This is a genomic window from Pseudomonas sp. Pseusp21, assembly GCF_059492145.1.
Window position 1 is genome coordinate 2,857,822 of the sequence record NZ_CP168520.1, and the last position, 19,511, is coordinate 2,877,332.

16 protein-coding genes are annotated in these 19,511 nt (G+C 61.7%); 10 read left to right on the forward strand and 6 right to left on the reverse strand.

Annotation, left to right across the window (positions count from 1 at the left end; all coding sequences use genetic code 11):
• Positions 1-34: 34 nt before the first annotated feature.
• The 3 genes from amn to ACEN93_RS12970 all read right to left on the reverse strand — a co-directional run bounded on the left by amn (position 35) and on the right by ACEN93_RS12970 (position 5,687).
• The gene (gene amn, locus ACEN93_RS12960; protein WP_011336076.1) at positions 35-1,534 is read right to left on the reverse strand and encodes an AMP nucleosidase; all 1,500 of its coding nucleotides are present in this window, start codon (positions 1,532-1,534) and stop codon (positions 35-37) included.
• 59 nt (positions 1,535-1,593) lie between these two features.
• Entirely contained in the window at positions 1,594-3,243 is a 1,650-nt protein-coding gene (locus ACEN93_RS12965; protein ID WP_495611488.1) for an acyl-CoA dehydrogenase family protein, read from the reverse strand.
• A 95-nt stretch (positions 3,244-3,338) separates the two neighbouring features.
• Positions 3,339-5,687 carry a 7TM diverse intracellular signaling domain-containing protein gene (locus ACEN93_RS12970; RefSeq protein ID WP_495611489.1) on the reverse strand — a complete coding sequence of 783 codons (2,349 nt, stop codon included), beginning with the start codon at positions 5,685-5,687 and terminating at the stop codon, positions 3,339-3,341.
• 304 nt (positions 5,688-5,991) lie between these two features.
• Between ACEN93_RS12970 and ACEN93_RS12975 the strand changes: the two genes are divergently transcribed.
• From ACEN93_RS12975 to ACEN93_RS12990, 4 genes are all read left to right on the forward strand, one after another.
• Positions 5,992-6,789 (forward strand): hydroxymethylpyrimidine/phosphomethylpyrimidine kinase, encoded by a 798-nt coding sequence (locus tag ACEN93_RS12975; protein WP_039771996.1) that lies wholly within the window; start codon positions 5,992-5,994, stop codon positions 6,787-6,789.
• 24 nt (positions 6,790-6,813) lie between these two features.
• Positions 6,814-7,437 carry a thiamine phosphate synthase gene (gene thiE / locus ACEN93_RS12980; protein WP_103385486.1) on the forward strand — a complete coding sequence of 208 codons (624 nt, stop codon included), beginning with the start codon at positions 6,814-6,816 and terminating at the stop codon, positions 7,435-7,437.
• A gap of 10 nt (positions 7,438-7,447) precedes the next feature.
• On the forward strand, positions 7,448-8,731 hold the full coding sequence (gene hemL / locus ACEN93_RS12985) for a glutamate-1-semialdehyde 2,1-aminomutase (RefSeq protein ID WP_007958695.1): 1,284 nt from the start codon (positions 7,448-7,450) through the stop codon (positions 8,729-8,731).
• 226 nt (positions 8,732-8,957) lie between these two features.
• Positions 8,958-9,512 carry a tetratricopeptide repeat protein gene (locus ACEN93_RS12990; protein WP_039771834.1) on the forward strand — a complete coding sequence of 185 codons (555 nt, stop codon included), beginning with the start codon at positions 8,958-8,960 and terminating at the stop codon, positions 9,510-9,512.
• Between the two features lie 98 nt (positions 9,513-9,610).
• Here ACEN93_RS12990 and ACEN93_RS12995 read toward each other — a convergent pair whose 3' ends face one another.
• On the reverse strand, positions 9,611-9,940 hold the full coding sequence (locus tag ACEN93_RS12995; RefSeq protein WP_027617776.1) for a DUF1820 family protein: 330 nt from the start codon (positions 9,938-9,940) through the stop codon (positions 9,611-9,613).
• 132 nt (positions 9,941-10,072) lie between these two features.
• On the opposite strand from ACEN93_RS12995, the gene miaB reads away from it, so the two are divergent.
• The 5 genes from miaB to lnt all read left to right on the forward strand — a co-directional run bounded on the left by miaB (position 10,073) and on the right by lnt (position 15,399).
• Positions 10,073-11,401, forward strand: a complete 1,329-nt coding sequence (gene miaB, locus ACEN93_RS13000) for a tRNA (N6-isopentenyl adenosine(37)-C2)-methylthiotransferase MiaB (RefSeq protein WP_103385487.1) — start codon at positions 10,073-10,075, stop codon at positions 11,399-11,401.
• Positions 11,402-11,524: 123 nt separating this feature from the next.
• Entirely contained in the window at positions 11,525-12,529 is a 1,005-nt protein-coding gene (locus ACEN93_RS13005) for a PhoH family protein (RefSeq protein ID WP_011336084.1), read from the forward strand.
• Positions 12,522-13,016: an rRNA maturation RNase YbeY gene (ybeY, locus tag ACEN93_RS13010; protein WP_007958682.1), complete on the forward strand. Its 495-nt coding sequence runs from the start codon at positions 12,522-12,524 to the stop codon at positions 13,014-13,016. The genes ACEN93_RS13005 and ybeY overlap by 8 nt, the downstream gene beginning before the upstream one ends.
• A gap of 5 nt (positions 13,017-13,021) precedes the next feature.
• Positions 13,022-13,861 (forward strand): CorC family transporter, encoded by an 840-nt coding sequence (locus tag ACEN93_RS13015; protein ID WP_007909641.1) that lies wholly within the window; start codon positions 13,022-13,024, stop codon positions 13,859-13,861.
• 14 nt (positions 13,862-13,875) lie between these two features.
• Complete coding sequence (lnt, locus tag ACEN93_RS13020; RefSeq protein WP_414882761.1) at positions 13,876-15,399, forward strand: apolipoprotein N-acyltransferase; 1,524 nt, start codon at positions 13,876-13,878, stop codon at positions 15,397-15,399.
• A gap of 35 nt (positions 15,400-15,434) precedes the next feature.
• On the opposite strand, the gene ACEN93_RS13025 is transcribed toward lnt, so the two are convergent.
• Together ACEN93_RS13025 and ACEN93_RS13030 are read right to left on the reverse strand one after the other, a co-directional pair.
• Positions 15,435-16,214 (reverse strand): YdcF family protein, encoded by a 780-nt coding sequence (locus ACEN93_RS13025; protein WP_074691573.1) that lies wholly within the window; start codon positions 16,212-16,214, stop codon positions 15,435-15,437.
• A 105-nt stretch (positions 16,215-16,319) separates the two neighbouring features.
• Positions 16,320-16,643, reverse strand: a complete 324-nt coding sequence (locus tag ACEN93_RS13030; protein ID WP_039771843.1) for a hypothetical protein — start codon at positions 16,641-16,643, stop codon at positions 16,320-16,322.
• Between the two features lie 254 nt (positions 16,644-16,897).
• Here ACEN93_RS13030 and leuS point away from each other — a divergent pair, with 254 nt between their 5' ends.
• Complete coding sequence (leuS, locus tag ACEN93_RS13035; RefSeq protein WP_039771845.1) at positions 16,898-19,504, forward strand: leucine--tRNA ligase; 2,607 nt, start codon at positions 16,898-16,900, stop codon at positions 19,502-19,504.
• Positions 19,505-19,511 lie beyond the last annotated feature (7 nt).

The window sequence follows — 19,511 nt, forward strand, 5'->3', positions numbered from 1 at the left end:
AGTGCCCCGACCGCCAAATGACCACGACAAACCTTTAGCGGAACGGCGGCTCGTCGAAGCTGCGCAGTTTGCGCGAGTGCAGCGAATTGAGTTCGGTGCGCAGCAGATCCACCGCTTCGATGCCGATCTTCAAGTGCTGACTGACCGCACGTTCGTAAAACGCGTTGGCCGAACCCGGCAGCTTGATTTCACTGTGCAGCGGTTTGTCCGAAACGCACAGCAACGTGCCGTACGGCACTCGCAGGCGATAACCCTGGGCGGCGATGGTGCCGCTTTCCATGTCCACCGCCACGGCGCGGGACAGGTTGATCAGCGGTCGCTCCTGGGCCCAACGCAGTTCCCAGTTACGGTCGTCGTAGGTCAGCACGGTGCCGGTGCGCAGGCGCTTCTTCAGCTCTTCGCCCTTCTCGCCGGTGATATTGGCTGCCGCTTGTTGCAGCGCCAGTTGCACTTCGGCCAGCGCCGGAATCGGAATATTCGGTGGCACCACCCGGTCGAGAATCCCGTCGCGACGCATATAAGCGTGAGCCAGCACGTAGTCGCCGATGGTCTGCGACTGACGCAGGCCGCCGCAGTGACCGATCATCAGCCAGCAATGCGGACGCAACACGGCCAGGTGGTCAGTGATGTTCTTGGCGTTGGACGGGCCGACGCCGATGTTCACCAGGGTCACGCCGTGGCCATCGCTGGCGATCAGGTGATAGGCCGGCATCTGGTAGCGGTGCCAGACCACGCCGGCGGCAATCGCCGAGGCTTCGCCGTGATCCATGCCTTTTTCGATGATCACGTTGCCCGGCAAGACCATGCGTACGAAGCGCGGGTCGCGGCGCAGTTGCTCCAGACCATGGACGATGAACTGGTCGACATAACGGTGGTAGTTGGTCAGCAGAATCCACGGCTGCACATGGCGCCAGTCGCTGCCGGTGTAATGCACCAGACGACGCAGCGAGAAGTCGACGCGGGCCGCATCGAACAGCGCCAATGGCAGTGGATCGGTGTTTTCCCAGTCGTAGAGGCCGTCGGCGATGCCATCGGTGGCGGCGGACAGGTCAGTACTCGGGAACACTCGCGCCAGCACGGCGGCAGTGACGCCGGAGCCGGCCAGTTCATCGCCCTGCTCGACCACGTACGGGTACGGAATGTTCTGCCCGCTGACTCCGACTTCGACAGTCACGGTGAAGTCGTGCATCAGCGGCGTGAGCTGCTCGAGCAGGTATTTGCGAAACGCCTTCGGATGGGTAACGGTCACGCTGTAGGTGCCCGGCAACTGCACCTTGGCGTAGGCGCGGGTGGTCTGCGGGACTTCACCCTGGCAGTGGTAGGTCAGACGCAGTTCGGGATAACGGAACAGGGCACGTTGCTCGGCGTCGGGCTCGACGCGATCCTTGAGATAACGCTTGAGCGCCGAGTTCAGCGCCGTGGTGGCCCGCTCATGCAGCTCGGCCAGACGATCCACGGCCTGTTCGGCGGTTTGAACGACAATAAACGCTTCGGTCACGATCAGCTTCCTGTGTTCTGACTTGCAGAGCTTCATCTTGCCTGCATCGTGGCGTCACGGAAACAGTGGCGTTGTGGCTTTGTCGCGATCCCCCTTCAGAAACCTTGCGGTGTCGAGCGAGCGACGATTGCCTCGACATCCAGCCCACGCGGTAACGCGCCGTAGGCCCGACCGCCACCGCTCAGGCGACTGGCGATAAAAGCATCGCTGACCGCCGCATTCCCGGCCTCCAGCAGCAGCTTGGCTTGCAGTCCCAAAGCGATGTCTTCGGTCAATTGCCGAGCGCGGTACTGAATGTCGCTTGTGTCCTTGAACTGCGCCTGCAATTGCTGGATGTGCGTGGCCAGTCGCTTGTCGCCATGGCCGTCGCCCAACTCGCTGAACAACACGTCAAGCACACCCGGCTCTTTCGACAAGGCGCGCAACACATCGAGGCATTGCACGTTGCCAGAGCCTTCCCACGTCGAGTTCACCGGTGCTTCGCGGTACAGACGCGGCAGGATGCTGTCTTCGACATAACCAGCGCCGCCCATGCACTCGGCGGCTTCGTTGATCATTCCCGGCGCGCGTTTGCAGATCCAGTATTTACCCACCGCCGTCACCAATCGGGCGAACTGCGCTTCATGGCGGTCGTCCAGATGATCCAGCGCCTTGCCCATGCGCAGGCTCAGAGCCAGCGCGGCTTCGCTTTCCAGCGCCAGATCCGCCAGCACGTTCTGCATCAGCGGTTGTTCGCTGAGCAGTTTGCCGCCGACCTTGCGATGGGCGCAGTGATGGCTGGCCTGGGTCAGCGCCTGACGCATCAGCGAACTGGAGCCGACCATGCAGTCGAAACGGGTCATGGCCACCATCTCGATGATGGTCGGCACCCCGCGTCCTTCCTCGCCGACCATCCACGCCAGCGCACCACGGAACTCAACTTCGCTGGAGGCGTTGGACTGGTTGCCGAGCTTGTTCTTCAGACGCTGGATATAGAACTGATTGCGCGTGTCGTCCGGGCGATGGCGCGGCAGCAGGAAACAGCTCAGACCCTTGTCGGTCTGCGCCAGCGTCAGAAACGCATCACACATCGGCGCCGAACAGAACCACTTGTGCCCCACCAGTTCATAAGCCTGGCCCGGGCCACTGGCGCCGACCGGATAAGCCTTGGTGGTGTTGGCGCGCACGTCGGTGCCGCCCTGTTTCTCGGTCATCGCCATGCCGATGGTCACGCCAGCCTTGTGGGCCATGCCCACATTGCGCGGGTCGTATTCGGTGGCGAGGATTTTCGGCAGCCATTGCTCAGCCAGATTCGGCTGCAAACGCATCGCCGGCACACTGGCGAAGGTCATGGTCAGCGGGCAACCGCTGCCGGCCTCGGCCTGGCTGTGCAAATAGGTCATGGAGGCGCGGGCAACATGGGCGCCGTCCTGTGGATGAGCCCAGGGCAACGACGTCAAGCCATGTTCGATGGCCGTGCGCATCAGCTCGTGATACGCCGGATGAAACTCCACCAGGTCGATGCGATGACCGTAGCGGTCATGGCTGGCGAACACCGGTTTGTTTTGATTGGCGAGGAACCCGGCCTCCATCAACGGGCCGCCGGCCAAGGCGCCGTAAGCGTCGATCCGCGACTCGGCCCAGCCGGCGCCGAACCGCCGCGACCACTCCTGCAACGGCAGGTCGATGCGGTACAGGTTGGTGCCGTCCAGCGACGGTGGCTGGTTGGTGACTTCGTGGGTTTCGGCGAACTGATGCAGGTTCATGACGGGGCTCCTTGATCGGCCAGAGCTTCAGTTAAGCACCGCCCCGGAACCGATCAAAGTGTCATATCGGCCTAAATACCGGCGCTTTCACCCTGTCAGCAGCTCAACACCCGCCGCTGCATCGCCACCTGCAGATCCTCGAATTTCACCGGTTTGCTCAGATAATCGATCGAGCCACCGGAGGCACAATGCTCGCGATCCGCCCCCAGCGCGATCATGAACACCGGCAGATGAGCGCATCCCGGCAAATCACGAATCTGGCAACACAAAGATGCCCCGTCGAGCGGCGGCAACTGGCAATCGATCAGCACGGCATCGAAGCGCTCGCGCTGCAAACAGTCGAGCGCCGCGGCGCCGTGGTCGGCAGTGCGCACCCGAAATCCGAGCTTGAGCAACATGCCGCGCATCACCAGTTGGTTGACGCTGTTGTCGTCCACCAGCAGCACGGTGCAATCCTGCGGCGCGCGCACGGTGTCACGGCTGAACGCGGGCACGGCTTCCACTTCCGGCAACTCAAACTCGACATCCAGTTGAAAGCGGCTGCCGCTCCCCGGCTCGGAGCGGTGTGTAAGCTTGCCACCGAGCAATTCCACCAATTGACGGCAGATCGCCAGACCGACGCCCAGCCCGCCGTATTCGCGGGTCATCGAACCGTCGAGCTGGAAGAACCGCTGATACAGCGTGGCCTCGCCCAGATCGGTAAAACCGATGCCGGTGTCGATCACCGCGAAGGACAGCGCCAGGCGATTGTCCGTCGACGGTTTGCCGGTGACCCGCAAGGCCAGACCGCCGACCCGGGTGAATTTGATCGCGTTATCCAGCAGGCACTCCAGGCATTGCGCGAGTTTGGCGCTGTCGCCATGCAGGCGATCCGGCAGGGTCGGCAGCACGTCGACCTTGAAGTCCAGCGACTTGCTCGAAGCGTTGCTATCGAACTGCATCCGCAACGCCTCGACCACCCCGCGCAGGCTGAAACTGCCAGGCGTGGCCTTGAGCTTGCCGGCCTGCAATTCGGTCAGGGTCAGGATGCCGTTGACCATGCGCATCATGTCCCGCGCCGAACCGGCGGCGGTCTGCTGGTATTGCTCCAGTTCCGGATCGAGTTCGACGGTCTGCATCAGCTCCAGCGAACCGATCACCCCGTTCATCGGCGTGCGCAGTTCGTGGGTCAGAGTCGCGAGGAATTCATCCTTGAGCTTGTTGCTGTGGGCCAGTTGCTGGTTCAGCACTTCAAGTTTCTGGCCGGCGTCGAACAGGGTCTGCGCCTGTTGTTCGCGCATGGCGTTGATGCGGTCGGCCAGCGCCAGCGACAGCAGCGCCACTTCGATGGCTGAACCGATCTGGCTGGCGTACATGGTCAGGAACACATTTGGCAGCAGGCCCAGCACCATCATGGTGTTGACGATGCCGCCGATCAGGAATGCCGACCAGGCAATGATGAAATAACGCGCCACCCGCAGGCCACGCCACCAGGCCAGGATCCCGGCGGCGAAGATCACCACGGTGAAGGTCAGGGCCAGGGTCGTCGCCAGACGCAGGGCCAGGCCATAACTGGTCATCAACGACAGACCGATCACCACGGCGCCAAAAACAATCAGGGCGATCAACAGACGATCGAGCCAACGGCTGTGGTTCTTCGTCTGCAGGAAACTGCGGGCGAACTGGCTGCCGAACAACCCCGCACATCCGATGAAGAACGGCGTGGCGGCGTTGGCCCACCATGGATTGTCCGGCCAGAAATACTCGACCGCCGCGCCGTTGACCGACAGCTGATAGAGGCCGAACGAGGCGATATAGAAGATGTAATAGAGGTAACTGGTGTCGCGCACGCTGAGGTAGATGAACAGGTTGTAAACCAGCATCCCCAGCAGCACGCCATAAATGATCCCCAGCACGTACAGGCGCACCGGCTGGTCTTCAAGGTACGCGGTGCTCGACCACAACGTCACCGGCGCCTGGATCGAACCTTCGCTGGACAACCGCAGATAAACGGTTCGTTGCTGATCCGGTTTGAACGCCAGGTCGAACAGGTAATTGTTCTGACGGATCTCGCGACTGGCGAACGGCAAGGCGTCCCCGGTCTGCCGCACCAGACGGTAGTCACCGGCCGCATCGGGCAGATACAGATCGAGATGATCGAGCGGCGGATACGCCAGTTCCAGCAGCCAGCTGCGTTGCGCCGACGGGTTGGTCGGGCGGTAATGCAGGTCGATCTTCAGCCAGAACGCCGAGCGCGAATAACCGGCATTGAGCGTGGCTTTGTCATGGGGTTTGAAGTTTCCGGCGGCGGCTTGCGCGCGGACGTCGGCAATGCTCGCCTGACCGCTCGGGTCTTCGAACACTTGCAGGGATCGACCCAGCGGGAGGCTCTGGGTGAACTCGTCGAATTCGACGGCGTTTGCCAGGAGGGGCAAACAGAACAACATCATCAACAAATAGCGCATTGAAGCCCCAGCGTGGCTTGGCCGGTTGTGTCAGGAAGCCCCCCATTCCCTTTGAGATGACGTAAAACCGGTATTACCTGTTATTGGTTTGGATCCACTCTAGCATAGCCGTTGATGGCCATTGAGCACCATGGAAATTTTTCCTACAAAGGCTCTAGAACGGGCGTTCCAGAGCAAAACACCGGACTAGAGCTGTTGGCTCGGTCAGATTGTGACAAGCGCTGTGGATCTCGCTACCCGTGTTATCGGCCGCGCACTGCGCCACAACACCCGGAAAACAGGTTTGGTGGTAAGCTCGCGCACCATGAATATCTACAGCTCACGCCCCGTTGTCCTCTGTCTCTCCGGCCACGACCCCAGTGGTGGCGCCGGCCTGCAGGCAGATATCGAAGCCCTGCTCGCTCAGGGTTGCCATGCGGCTCCGGCCGTCACCGCCCTGACCGTGCAAGACACGGTCAACGTCACTGACTTTCGCGTCCTCGACCGTGAGTGGGTACTGGCCCAGGCCAATGCCGTGCTCAACGACTCCGAAGTCGCGGCGGTGAAACTGGGCATGCTCGGTTCCCTGGAAATGGTCGACACCGTCGTCGAACTGCTCCAGGCGCATCCGCACTTGCCAGTGGTCTGCGACCCGGTGCTGCGTGCCGGCGGCGGCGGACGCCTGGGCAAGGACGAAGTCGGCTACGCCATGCGCGAACGCCTGCTGCCGCTGTCGATCATCGCCACCCCCAACCTTCCCGAAGCCCGGATCCTTGCCGAACTGCCGGAAGGCACCGCGGACGAGTGCGCTGAAAAACTCCTGCCGTTCATCAAGAACCTGCTGATCACCGGCGGTCACGGCGACGAAACCGAAATCCACAATCGCCTGTACAGCCGCGACGGCCTGCGCGAAACCTTCAAGTGCCAGCGCCTGCCGGGCAGCTATCACGGTTCCGGCTGCACTCTGGCCAGCACCCTCGCCGGCCGCCTGGCACTGGGCGAAAACCTTGCCAGCGCCGTGCGTACCGCGCTGGATTACACCTGGCGCACCCTGCGCGATGCCGAACAACTGGGCAAAGGCCAGTTCGTGCCGCGTCGTCTGCCGCTGGATTTCTGTTCCTGATGTTTCGAGCCTGAGGTCTGCGCGATGAAACTACGTGGCCTGTATGCCATCACCGACAGCCAGTTGCTGGCCGGCAAGTTTCTGTCCTACGTGGAGGCGGCGCTGGAAGGCGGCGTCACCCTGCTGCAATACCGCGACAAGAGCAGCGATGAGGCCCGCCGTCTGCGTGAGGCCGAAGCCCTGCGCGATCTGTGCGAGCGCTACAAGACGCAACTGATCATCAACGATGATGCCGAACTGGCCGCGCGCCTGAACGTCGGCGTGCACCTGGGCCAGACCGACGGCCCGCTGTCGCCGACCCGCGCCCTGCTCGGTTCCAAGGCGATCATCGGTTCGACCTGCCACGCGCAGTTGGAACTGGCCGAACAGGCCGCCAAAGAGGGCGCGAGTTACGTCGCCTTCGGTCGCTTCTTCAATTCCAGTACCAAACCCGGTGCACCGAGTTGCAGCCTCGATCTGCTCGACGAGGCCAAACGCACCCTGCACCTGCCGATCTGCGCGATCGGCGGCATCACCCTCGACAACGCTGCGCCACTGGTGGCCCACGGTGTCGATCTGCTGGCCGTGGTCCATGGCCTGTTCGGCGCCGACAGCAGCGCCGAAGTGACCCGCCGCGCCCGCGCCTTCAATGAATTACTAAAAGTCTGAGAGCCCGATCATGTCTCGTTCCGAAACCCTGTTTGCCAACGCCCAGAAACACATTCCCGGTGGCGTGAACTCGCCGGTTCGCGCGTTCAAGAGCGTTGGCGGCACGCCGCTGTTCTTCAAGCACGCCGAAGGCGCCTACGTCACTGACGAAGACGACAAGCGTTATGTGGATTACGTCGGCTCCTGGGGTCCGATGATCCTCGGCCACAGCCACCCGGACGTGCTGGATGCGGTGCGCAACCAGTTGCAGCACGGCCTGTCCTACGGCGCGCCGACCGCGATGGAAACCGAGATGGCCGATCTGGTCTGCTCGCTGGTGCCATCGATGGAGATGGTGCGCATGGTCAGCTCCGGCACCGAAGCGACCATGAGTGCGATCCGTCTGGCCCGTGGTTTCACCGGCCGTGACAGCATCATCAAGTTCGAAGGCTGCTACCACGGCCACTCCGACAGTCTGCTGGTCAAGGCCGGTTCCGGCGCACTGACCCAGGGCGTACCAAGCTCGGCCGGCGTACCGGCGGCATTCGCCAAACACACCCTGACCCTGCCGTTCAACGACATCGACGCGGTTGAAAAAATGCTCGCCGAAGTCGGACAGGACGTCGCCTGCATCATCGTCGAGCCAGTGGCCGGCAACATGAATTGCGTACCGCCGGCGCCGGGTTTCCTCGAAGGCCTGCGCAGCCTGTGCGACAAGCACGGCGTGGTGCTGATTTTCGACGAAGTGATGACCGGTTTCCGCGTCGCCCTCGGCGGTGCCCAGGCTTACTACGGCGTAACCCCGGACCTGACCACCTTCGGCAAGATCATCGGCGGCGGCATGCCGGTCGGCTGCTTCGGCGGCAAACGCTCGATCATGGAGCGCATCGCGCCGCTGGGCCCGGTCTATCAGGCAGGCACCCTGTCGGGTAACCCGTTGGCAATGGCCGCCGGCCTGACCACCCTGCGCCTGATCAGCCGTCCGGGTTTCCACGCCGAGCTGACCGACTACACCACGCGCCTGCTCGACGGCCTGCAACAGCGCGCCGATGCCGCCGGCATTCCGTTCGTGACCACCCAGGCGGGTGGCATGTTCGGTCTGTACTTCAGCGGTGCCGACGACATTGTTACGTTTGAAGACGTGATGGCCAGCGATGCAGCGCTGTTCGGCCGCTTCTTCCACCTGATGCTGGAAGGTGGCGTGTACCTGGCACCGAGCGCCTTCGAAGCCGGTTTCACCTCGATCGCCCATGGCGAAGCCGAGCTGAAACTGACCCTCGACGCCGCCGAACGCGCCTTCGCCAGGTTGAAGTAAAACGCCCCGCCGCTGACGTTGGCCATTGCCAGCGTCAGCGTTCTCCTACACCCGCACGCCTTTTCCGACACGCCTGCCAAAAATCTCTCATAAAGTGGGCGATATATTTCCCGCGCAGCAGAAAATCGAGTAAAGACTTTGTAAGGATGGCCCTGCTTATTTCATAATGCGCGCTTATTGGATCCCTCGACGGGTCCGCGCGCCCTTCAGAGGTAAGTCGATTCCCATGAACCGCACCGGCCGCACCCTTGCCTTGGGCTGCCTGTTGCTCCTTCAGCCGCTGCTCGCACATGCACAAGCAGGCGGCAACTCGTTGTTGATCCCGGCGATGGGTCGCTGCACCCTCAATACTCAGCCGCAAGACGTCACGCAGGCACTGGCCGCCTGCCAGAAAGCGGCGGACGAGGGGGATGCGCAAGCGCAATACGAGTTGGGTGAGTTCTACTACGACGGCAAGAATGCGCCGCGCGACCTCAATCAAGCCCTGAGCTATTTCGAAAAGGCCTCGCTGCAAGGCCACGCCCAGGCGCAATTCAAGCTCGGCACCATGTTCTTCCACGGTGAAGGCGTGCAGGCCAACAACATTCAGGCCTACATCGTGCTGAAGATGGCGGCGGTCAACGGTGCTGAAGAGGCATTGGACACGGCTGACGAAGTGGCCGAAAAAATGCCCCGCGAAGATCTCGAAACCGCGACCCAGGTGCTCGGGCAAATTTTCCGTAAATACCTGATGGAACTGCAGAGCGCCGACGGGCGTACGCCGTTTTCGCCCCTGCCCTGACTAACGATAGTTCTCGCGCTTTGCGTAACCGACGCGGAGCGTCGAAGGCGGCATTCCCACGCAGAGCATGGGAACGATCACTTCCATAAAGTCCGGTTTTACTTCTCGGGCATCGGCATCGGAAACGGCATCACGTTGCCAACGCCGCCACGGGCTTCGCTGATCTTCGGCGTCCCCAGTCGCTCGACTTCATCGATGCGCACGATCGAGTGCATCGGCACAAAGCTGCGCACCACGCCTTCGAACTGCGCCTTGAGCTTTTCTTCGCTCGGGTCGACGACCACTTGCGTGCGCTCGCCAAAGACGAACTCTTCCACTTCCAGAAAGCCCCACAGATCACTTTGATAGATCTGCTTGGCGTACATTTCGAACACCTGGCCCTGGTTGAGGAAAATCACCTTGTAGATTGGAGCTTCGCGTTTGGTCATGGCGGGCAGACAGCATCGGGGTAAAAATGAGGGCGCGAACTATAGCATAGCCACCGGACGCACAGCGGTAGGAACCTGGGGACATGTTCCCTATAATGCGCGGTTCTTTGAACCACGTGACGACCCTATTCCATGGCCAAGAAGCTTTACATCGAAACCCACGGTTGCCAGATGAACGAGTACGACAGCTCGCGCATGGTCGATCTGCTGGGCGAACACCAGGCCCTGGAAGTCACGGCGCGCGCCGAAGATGCCGACGTGATTCTGCTCAACACCTGCTCGATCCGCGAACGCGCCCAGGACCGGGTGTATTCCCAGCTCGGCCGCTGGCGCGAGCTGAAACTGGCCAACCCGGACATGGTGATCGCCGTCGGCGGTTGCGTGGCCAGCCAGGAAGGCGCGGCGATCCGTGATCGCGCCCCGTACGTCGACGTGGTGTTCGGCCCGCAGACCCTGCACCGTCTGCCGGAAATGATCGACGCCGCGCGCATCAGCAAGCTGCCGCAAGTCGACGTCTCGTTCCCGGAAATCGAAAAATTCGACCATCTGCCCGAGCCGCGCATCGACGGCCCGAGCGCCTATGTGTCAGTGATGGAAGGCTGCAGCAAGTACTGCACCTTCTGCGTGGTGCCTTACACCCGCGGCGAAGAAGTCAGCCGGCCGTTCGACGACGTGATCGCCGAGATCATCCACCTGGCCGAACACGGCGTGCGTGAAGTGACCCTGCTGGGGCAGAACGTCAACGGCTATCGCGGCCTGACCCACGATGGTCGCCTGGCGGACCTGGCGGAACTGATCCGCGTCGTCGCGGCAGTCGACGGCATCGACCGCATCCGCTACACCACCTCGCACCCGCTGGAGTTCTCCGACAGCCTGATCCAGGCCCACGCCGAAGTGCCGGAACTGGTCAAGCACCTGCACTTGCCGGTGCAGTCGGGTTCGGACCGGATCCTGGCCGCGATGAAACGCAACCACACGGCGCTGGAATACAAATCCAAGCTGCGCAAATTGCGCGCCGCCGTACCGGGCATCTGCATCAGTTCGGACTTCATCGTCGGCTTCCCGGGGGAAACCGAGAAAGATTTCGAACAGACCATGAAGCTGATTGCCGACGTGGGTTTCGACTTTTCCTACTCGTTTGTCTATAGCCAGCGACCGGGCACCCCGGCCGCCGACCTGGCCGACGACACCCCGGAAGAACTGAAGAAAGAACGTCTGAACGCCTTGCAGCATCGCTTGAACCAGCAAGGGTTCGAGATCAGCCGACAAATGGTCGGCTCGATCCAGCGGATTCTGGTGACCGATTATTCGAAGAAAGACCCGGGCGAGCTGCAAGGGCGCACCGAGAATAACCGTATCGTCAACTTCCGCTGCGATAATCCGACCCTGATCGGCCAGTTCGCCGACGTCCACATCGACGCGGCGCAACCGCACTCGCTGCGCGGCTCGCTGATCCAGTAACACCGCAAGGAGACCCCGCCAGACGGCTGAATCGATGCAAGGCTTTTTAAGAGCTTTCGCACCCACGCCGCTGGCGTTATCCTTGATTTCATCCTAATTGCCCCAGGGCGGCTAAATACGACCTTGAACGCACCCATCGAACCACATCGTTTTATCCTCGAGCCCTTTGAGGCTCGCCGCTTCGCCAATCTGTGCGGGCAGTTCGACGAGCACCTGCGGCTGATCGAACAGCGCCTGGCCATCGAGATCCGCAACCGCGGCAATCAGTTCGAGCTGATCGGCGAACCCAAGCACACCACTTCCGCGGAAAACCTGATTCGCCGCCTGTACCGGGAAACCAAGGGTTCAGAGCTGTCGCCGGATACGGTGCACCTGTTCCTCCAGGAATCGGCCGTCGAGCAACTGGACAACCACGCCCCCGCCGAAGCCTCCGTCGCCCTGCGCACCAAGAAAGGCATGATTCGCCCACGCGGCCTGAATCAGCTGCGCTATGTGAAAGAAATCCTTGGCAACGACATCAACTTCGGCATCGGCCCGGCCGGTACCGGCAAGACCTATCTGGCCGTGGCCTGCGCCGTCGATGCCCTGGAGCGCGAGCAGATCCGGCGCATCCTGCTGGTGCGTCCGGCGGTCGAAGCGGGTGAAAAACTCGGCTTCCTGCCCGGCGACCTGTCGCAAAAAATCGACCCGTACCTGCGCCCGCTCTACGACGCGCTCTACGAAATGCTCGGTTTCGAATACGTGGCCAAGCTGATCGAACGTCAGGTGATCGAAGTCGCGCCGCTGGCCTACATGCGCGGTCGCACGCTGAACAACAGCTTCATCATTCTCGACGAGAGCCAGAACACCACCGTCGAGCAGATGAAGATGTTCCTGACCCGGATCGGTTTCGGCTCTACGGCCGTGATTACCGGCGACATCACCCAGGTCGACCTGCCGCGCGGCACCAAGTCAGGACTTCATCACGTCATCGAAGTCCTGAAGGATGTGCCGGGTATCAGCTTCACCCACTTCCAGCCCAAAGACGTGGTGCGCCACCCGTTGGTGCAACGCATCGTCGAAGCCTACGAGCGCTTCGAGACGCGTTTGGCCGACGAAGCGCCAAAGGACACTCGCCACGATGCTTGAGCTTGACCTGCAAATCGCGACCGAAGCGTCTGCGCCGACCGAAGCCGAGTTCCGCCAATGGTGCGAACTGGCCCTGCGCCAGCGCACAGCCGACTCGGAAATGACCATTCGTCTGGTCGACGAGGAAGAAGGTCGCGAACTGAATCACACCTGGCGGCACAAGGATTACGCGACCAACGTCCTGTCCTTTCCCGCCGAAGTGCCTGACGAGTTTCTCGACATTCCATTGCTGGGCGATCTGGTGATCTGCGTGGCCGTGGTCGAGCGCGAAGCCGCCGAACAGGGCAAGGAACTAAAGGCCCACTGGGCACATCTGGTCATTCACGGCTGCTTGCATCTGCTGGGTTACGACCATATAGATGACGAGGAAGCCGAGGAAATGGAAGCACTGGAACGCGAGTTGCTTGCCGAACTGGGTTATCCCGATCCGTACGCGGACGACGAAACCGAAACATCCCCTACTGTTACGACAAAGGATTCAGAGTAATCGCTATGAGCGAAGATCGATCGAGCAACGGGCAAAAGTCATGGCTGGGTAAACTGACCCAGGCTTTTGCCCATGAGCCGAAGAACCGCCAGGAGCTGCTTGAGCTGCTGCGCGATGCACATCAGAACAAACTGCTGGACAGCGAAGCGCTGGCCATCGTCGAAGGCGCCATCCAGGTGGCTGACCTGCAGGTTCGCGACATCATGGTGCCGCGCTCGCAGATGATCAGCATCAAGGCGACCCAGACACCCCGCGAATTCCTCCCCGCCGTGGTCGACTCGGCCCACTCGCGCTACCCGGTCATCGGCGAAAGCCATGACGACGTGATGGGCGTGCTGCTGGCCAAGGATCTGCTGCCGCTGATCCTCAAGGAGAACGGCGACAGCTTCAACATCAAGGACCTGCTGCGCCCGGCCACCTTCGTGCCGGAGTCCAAGCGTCTGAACGTGTTGCTGCGTGAATTCCGCGCCAACCACAACCACATGGCCATCGTCATCGACGAATACGGCGGTGTGGCCGGTCTGGTGACCATCGAAGACGTGCTCGAGCAAATCGTCGGCGACATCGAAGACGAGCACGACGTCGAAGAAGACAGCTACATCAAGCCGCTGCCCAGCGGTGATTTCCTGATCAAGGCCCTGACGCCGATCGAAAACTTCAACGAGTTCTTCGACAGCGAATTCTCCGACGACGAGTTCGACACCGTCGGCGGGCTGGTGATGAGCGCGTTCGGGCACTTGCCAAAACGCAACGAAATCACTGAAATCGGCGCCTATCGCTTCCGCATCCTGAACGCCGACAGCCGTCGGATTCACTTACTGCGACTCACGCCAATCGCCCGGTAAATTTAAGGACTGAAATGCGCTGGACAACCCGCCCCGGCTGGCCCGGTAACCTGCTGGCCGTGGCGGCCGGTGCAATCACCACCTTCGCTCTCGCACCGTTCGATCTCTGGCCGCTGGCGTTGCTGGCGGTCGGCCTGTTCTACGCGGGCCTGCGCGAGCTGAGCCCGCGTCAGGCACTGGGTCGTGGCTGGTGCTTCGGTTTCGGCCTGTTTGGCGCCGGCACCAGCTGGATCTATTACAGCATCCACCACTTCGGCGGCGCTTCGGTGCTGCTGGCCGGTTTCCTGATGCTGATCTTCACGGCGGCCATTGCCTGGTTCTTCGCCCTTCCCGCCTGGCTGTGGGCGCGCTGGTTGCGGCGTAACGAAGCGCCGGTGGCCGACGCCCTTGCATTTGCGGCGCTATGGGTAGGCCAGGAAGCTTTCCGCGGCTGGTTCCTCACCGGTTTTCCGTGGCTGTATTCCGGTTACAGCCAGCTCGACGGCCCGCTGGCAGGGCTCGCGCCAGTAGGTGGCATGTGGCTGGTGTCGTTTGTCCTGGCGCTGACCGCTGCACTGATCTACAACGCACCGCGTCTGTTGCAAACCCGCCGCAAAGCGTTCATCGCTGCTGGGCTGGTATTGCTGATAGGACCATGGGCAGCGGGCATTGCACTCAAGGGTCATGCCTGGACCAGCCCGGCCGGCGCGCCGCTGACCGTTGCTGCGATTCAGGGCAACGTCGCACAAAGCATGAAATGGGACCCGGCCGAGCTCAATGCGCAGCTGGCGCTGTACCGCGACCTGAGTTTCCGCTCGAAACCGGTCGACCTGTTGATCTGGCCGGAAACCGCAGTGCCGGTGCTCAAGGAGTCCGCCGAGGGCTACCTGACCATGATGGGCAACTTCGCCGCCGAGCGTAAATCAGCGCTGATCACTGGCGTGCCGATCCGCGAAGTGGTCCGTCACGAAAAACGCTTCTTCAACGGCATCACCGTGGTCGGCGAAGGCGACGGTACTTATCTGAAACAGAAACTGGTGCCGTTCGGCGAATACGTACCGTTGCAGGACATCCTGCGCGGGCTGATCGCGTTCTTCGACCTGCCAATGTCCGACTTCGCCCGCGGCCCTGCGGATCAGGCGCTGTTGCAAGCGAAGGGCTACCAGATCGCGCCGTTCATCTGCTACGAAGTGGTCTACCCGGAATTCGCCGCGGGCCTGGCGGCACGCAGTGATCTGCTGCTGACGATCAGCAATGACACCTGGTTCGGTACGTCCATCGGCCCGTTGCAGCATCTGCAAATGGCGCAGATGCGTGCGCTTGAAGCCGGACGCTGGATGATTCGCGCGACCAACAACGGCGTGACCGGGTTGATCAATCCGTTCGGCCAGATCACCGAACGAATTCCGCAGTTCGAACAGGGCGTGCTCTACGGCGAAGTGGTGCCGATGCACAACCTGACGCCGTATCTGCAATGGCGCTCGTGGCCGCTGATCATCCTGTGCGTGGTGCTGTTCGGCTGGGCGCTGATGACCAACCGGATGTCCAAGACGCTCTGAAAACCTGTTCACTCCCGCGTCTTGCGCGGGAGTGATCATTCGGCGCGGTCATCCCTTCGATAGAACAGCGAATAGCCGATTTGCCCCACCGCCTCGTTCATCAATTGCCCGCTCTGCCAGATCGACTTGAATTCCGGCAGCCAGCCGCCGAACGGTCGTGCATTGTCCGTGCCGAGGAAACCGACCGGCGCCGGCACCACTTCAAATCCAGCCTGTTGATAACTCCACACCGCTCGCGGCATGTGCCAGGCCTGGGTCACCAGCACGATGCGTTTGACGCCTTCCGGCAACAGCACTTTGGCGCTGAATTCGGCGTTTTCCCACGTGGTTCGGCTTTCCCCTTCCTGCCAGCGCACGGTCACGCCGAAGTCATCGCGTAGCGAATCCGCCATCAGCTTCGCCTCGGTCGGCGGCGTACCGTAATGCAGGCCACCACTGGTCAGAATCGGTAACCCCGACGCCTTGGCCAGTCGCGCCGCGTAACGTTGGCGCTCCAGTCCAACACCGGTCGGCTGATCTTCGCCCCAGGCCAGATCGCCGCGCTCGCGTCCTGAGCCCAGCACCACAATCGCATCGGCGCGCTGCGCCAGGCTTGCCCATGCTTCCCGGGCCAGCGGCGGCTCACGTTCCAGAGCTTTGGCGCCCCACTGCACGACCACCGGCAGACTCATCAGCAAGAAGCCGCCAAAACCCAGGGCAAAGCACAGCCCGGCCAGCCGTGGCCGCGAGCGACGCAGCCACCAGGCCGCCAGCAACAGCAGCAAAAGAAGGCCTGGCGGCAATAGAAGTTGTTTAATGAAATAACGAAAAGGCATCGAGCATCTCCAGAGATGCCCGAAGCCTAAGTGGGTTGATACAGCGCGACAACCAGTAGGGTCGGATCCCGTTGAAAAAGATCCGCTTTTTGACCTGCCATGCGTTTACTTGGCCTGCAGAGTCCGCACTTTGACGGCGTCTCTGCCGGGTGCCTTGTCCTTGAGCCAGATGACCTTGGCCGAATGGGCAGCATCGAGCTGTTTCACTGCTTGTGACAGGTATCCGTGGGTTTCACGCTCACTGCGATCCAGATAGGCCTTGACCAGTTTGAACTCGGCGGGACTCAAGCCACGCAATTCCAGCTCCAGGGGGCGCTCGTCGCGCAGCCTTCCAGCGGTTTTTGCCGCGTCCAGGGCCATCCCAAGACGATCGATCAACCGCTCGTACAACTCGGGTTTGGTAACGTTTTTTTGCTGTGACTCCACCATCCCTCACCTCATTGAAGATAAGACTCACTCCCCAGTTAGAGCTTAGCTTCGCTGCACAAACCGGCTGCGTGCCGCGACCAACGGCCCTCGCCGCAATTTCGGCCGGTCAAACGGCTGCAATCAGGGTTTCCCTAGGCCAAGCGCGGTCATGTATGCTACGGCGCTTCCTGTAACTCCACTTCCAGCTCGTCCGACATGCCCGGGACGTCGCATTGAAGAGGATTAGGCCACCCCTATCCAGTACAAAAGTAGCCATGCACGAACAATATCAGCCCCGTGAAATCGAAGCCGCCGCCCAATCGTTCTGGGACGAGCAAAAGTCCTTTGAAGTCAGTGAACAGCCAGGCAAGGAAACCTACTACTGCCTGTCGATGTTCCCTTACCCCAGCGGCAAGCTACACATGGGGCACGTGCGCAACTACACCATCGGCGACGTGATCTCCCGCTACCAGCGCATGCTCGGCAAGAACGTTCTGCAACCGATGGGTTGGGACGCCTTCGGCATGCCGGCGGAAAACGCCGCGATGAAGAACAACGTGGCCCCGGCCAAGTGGACCTACGAAAACATCGCCTACATGAAATCCCAGCTGCGCAGCCTGGGCCTGGCGGTGGACTGGTCGCGCGAAGTCACCACCTGCAAACCGGATTACTACCGCTGGGAACAATGGCTGTTCACCCGCCTGTTCGAAAAAGGCGTGATCTATCGCAAGAACGGCACCGTGAACTGGGACCCGATCGACCAGACCGTTCTGGCCAACGAACAGGTGATCGACGGTCGCGGCTGGCGTTCCGGCGCGCTGATCGAAAAGCGCGAAATTCCGATGTACTACTTCAAGATCACCGCCTACGCGGATGAGCTGCTGGAGAGCCTCGACGAACTGACCGGCTGGCCCGAGCAGGTCAAGACCATGCAGCGCAACTGGATCGGCAAGTCGCGCGGGATGGAAGTGCAGTTCCCGTACAACGTTGACTCGATCGGCGAAACCGGCACCCTGAAAGTCTTCACCACCCGTCCGGACACCTTGATGGGCGCGACTTATGTCGCCGTGGCTGCCGAGCACCACCTGGCCGCTCTCGCCGCGAAGAACAACCCTGAGCTGCAAGCGTTCATCGCCGAATGCAAGGGCGGCAGCGTCGCCGAAGCCGACGTCGCCACTCAAGAGAAGAAAGGCCTGCCGACCGGGCTGTTCGTCGAGCACCCGCTGACCGGCGAAAAACTGCCGGTGTGGGTCGCCAACTATGTACTGATGCACTACGGCGACGGCGCGGTCATGGCTGTGCCGGCGCACGACGAGCGCGACTTCGAGTTCGCCCACAAGTACAACCTGCCGGTCAAATCGGTGGTTCGCACCAGCTCCGGTGAAACCAACCCGGCGCCATGGCAAGACGCCTACGGCGAGCACGGCACGCTGATCAACTCCGGCGAGTTCGACGGCCTGGACTTCGCTGGCGCGTTCGACGCCATGGAAGTCGCCCTGATCAAGAAAGAGTTGGGCGCCTCGCGCACCCAGTTCCGCCTGCGCGACTGGGGCATCAGCCGCCAGCGCTACTGGGGCTGCCCGATCCCGATCATCCACTGCGATGCCTGCGGTGACGTGCCGGTGCCGGAAGATCAATTGCCTGTCGTCCTGCCGGAAGACGTGGTGCCGGACGGCGCCGGTTCGCCGCTGGCGCGCATGCCCGAGTTCTACGAGTGCAGCTGCCCGAAATGCGGCCAGCCTGCCAAGCGTGAAACCGACACCATGGACACCTTTGTCGAGTCGTCCTGGTACTACGCCCGTTATGCCTCGCCGCACTTCGAAGGCGGTCTGGTGGAAAAATCCGCGGCCGACCACTGGCTGCCGGTGGATCAGTACATCGGCGGCATTGAACACGCCATTCTTCACCTGCTCTACGCGCGTTTCTTCCACAAGCTGATGCGCGACGAAGGCCTCGTGAGCTCCAACGAGCCGTTCAAGAACCTGCTGACTCAAGGCATGGTGATTGCCGAGACTTACTATCGCCGCGAAGCCAACGGCGCCTACACCTGGTTCAACCCGGCGGACGTCGATCTCGAACGCGACGGCAAGGGCAACGTCACCAGCGCCAGACTGAAAACCGACGGTCTGCCGGTGGAAATCGGCGGCACCGAGAAAATGGCCAAGTCGAAGAACAACGGCGTCGACCCTCAATCGATGATCGACCAGTTCGGCGCGGACACCTGCCGCCTGTTCATGATGTTCGCCTCGCCGCCCGACATGAGCGCCGCGTGGTCCGACTCCGGCGTTGAAGGTTCGCACCGCTTCCTCAAGCGCGTCTGGCGTCTGGCTCAGGCCCACGTCACTCAGGGCCTGCCGGGCAAACTGGACATCGCCGGCCTGAACGACGAGCAGAAAGCCGTTCGTCGCGCGATTCACCAGGCCATCAAGCAGGCCAGCCACGATGTTGGCCAGAACCACAAATTCAACACCGCCATCGCCCAGGTGATGACGCTGATGAACGTGCTGGAAAAAGCAGCACAATCCACCGAACAGGATCGCGCGCTGGTTCAGGAAGGTCTGGAAGCCGTTACGCTGTTGCTGGCTCCGATCACCCCGCACATTTGCCACGAACTGTGGAATCAACTGGGCCACGCCGACCCTGTGATCGACGCCGGCTGGCCAGTGGTGGATGAAAGCGCACTCGTTCAGGACAGCCTGACCCTGGTGATCCAGGTCAACGGCAAGCTGCGTGGCCAGATCGAAATGCCGGCCGCCGCCACCCGTGAAGAAGTCGAAGCGGCAGCCCGTGCCAACGAGAACGTACTGCGTTTCGTTGACGGCCTGACGATTCGCAAAGTGATCGTAGTGCCCGGGAAACTGGTCAATATCGTCGCCAGCTAATTGGATC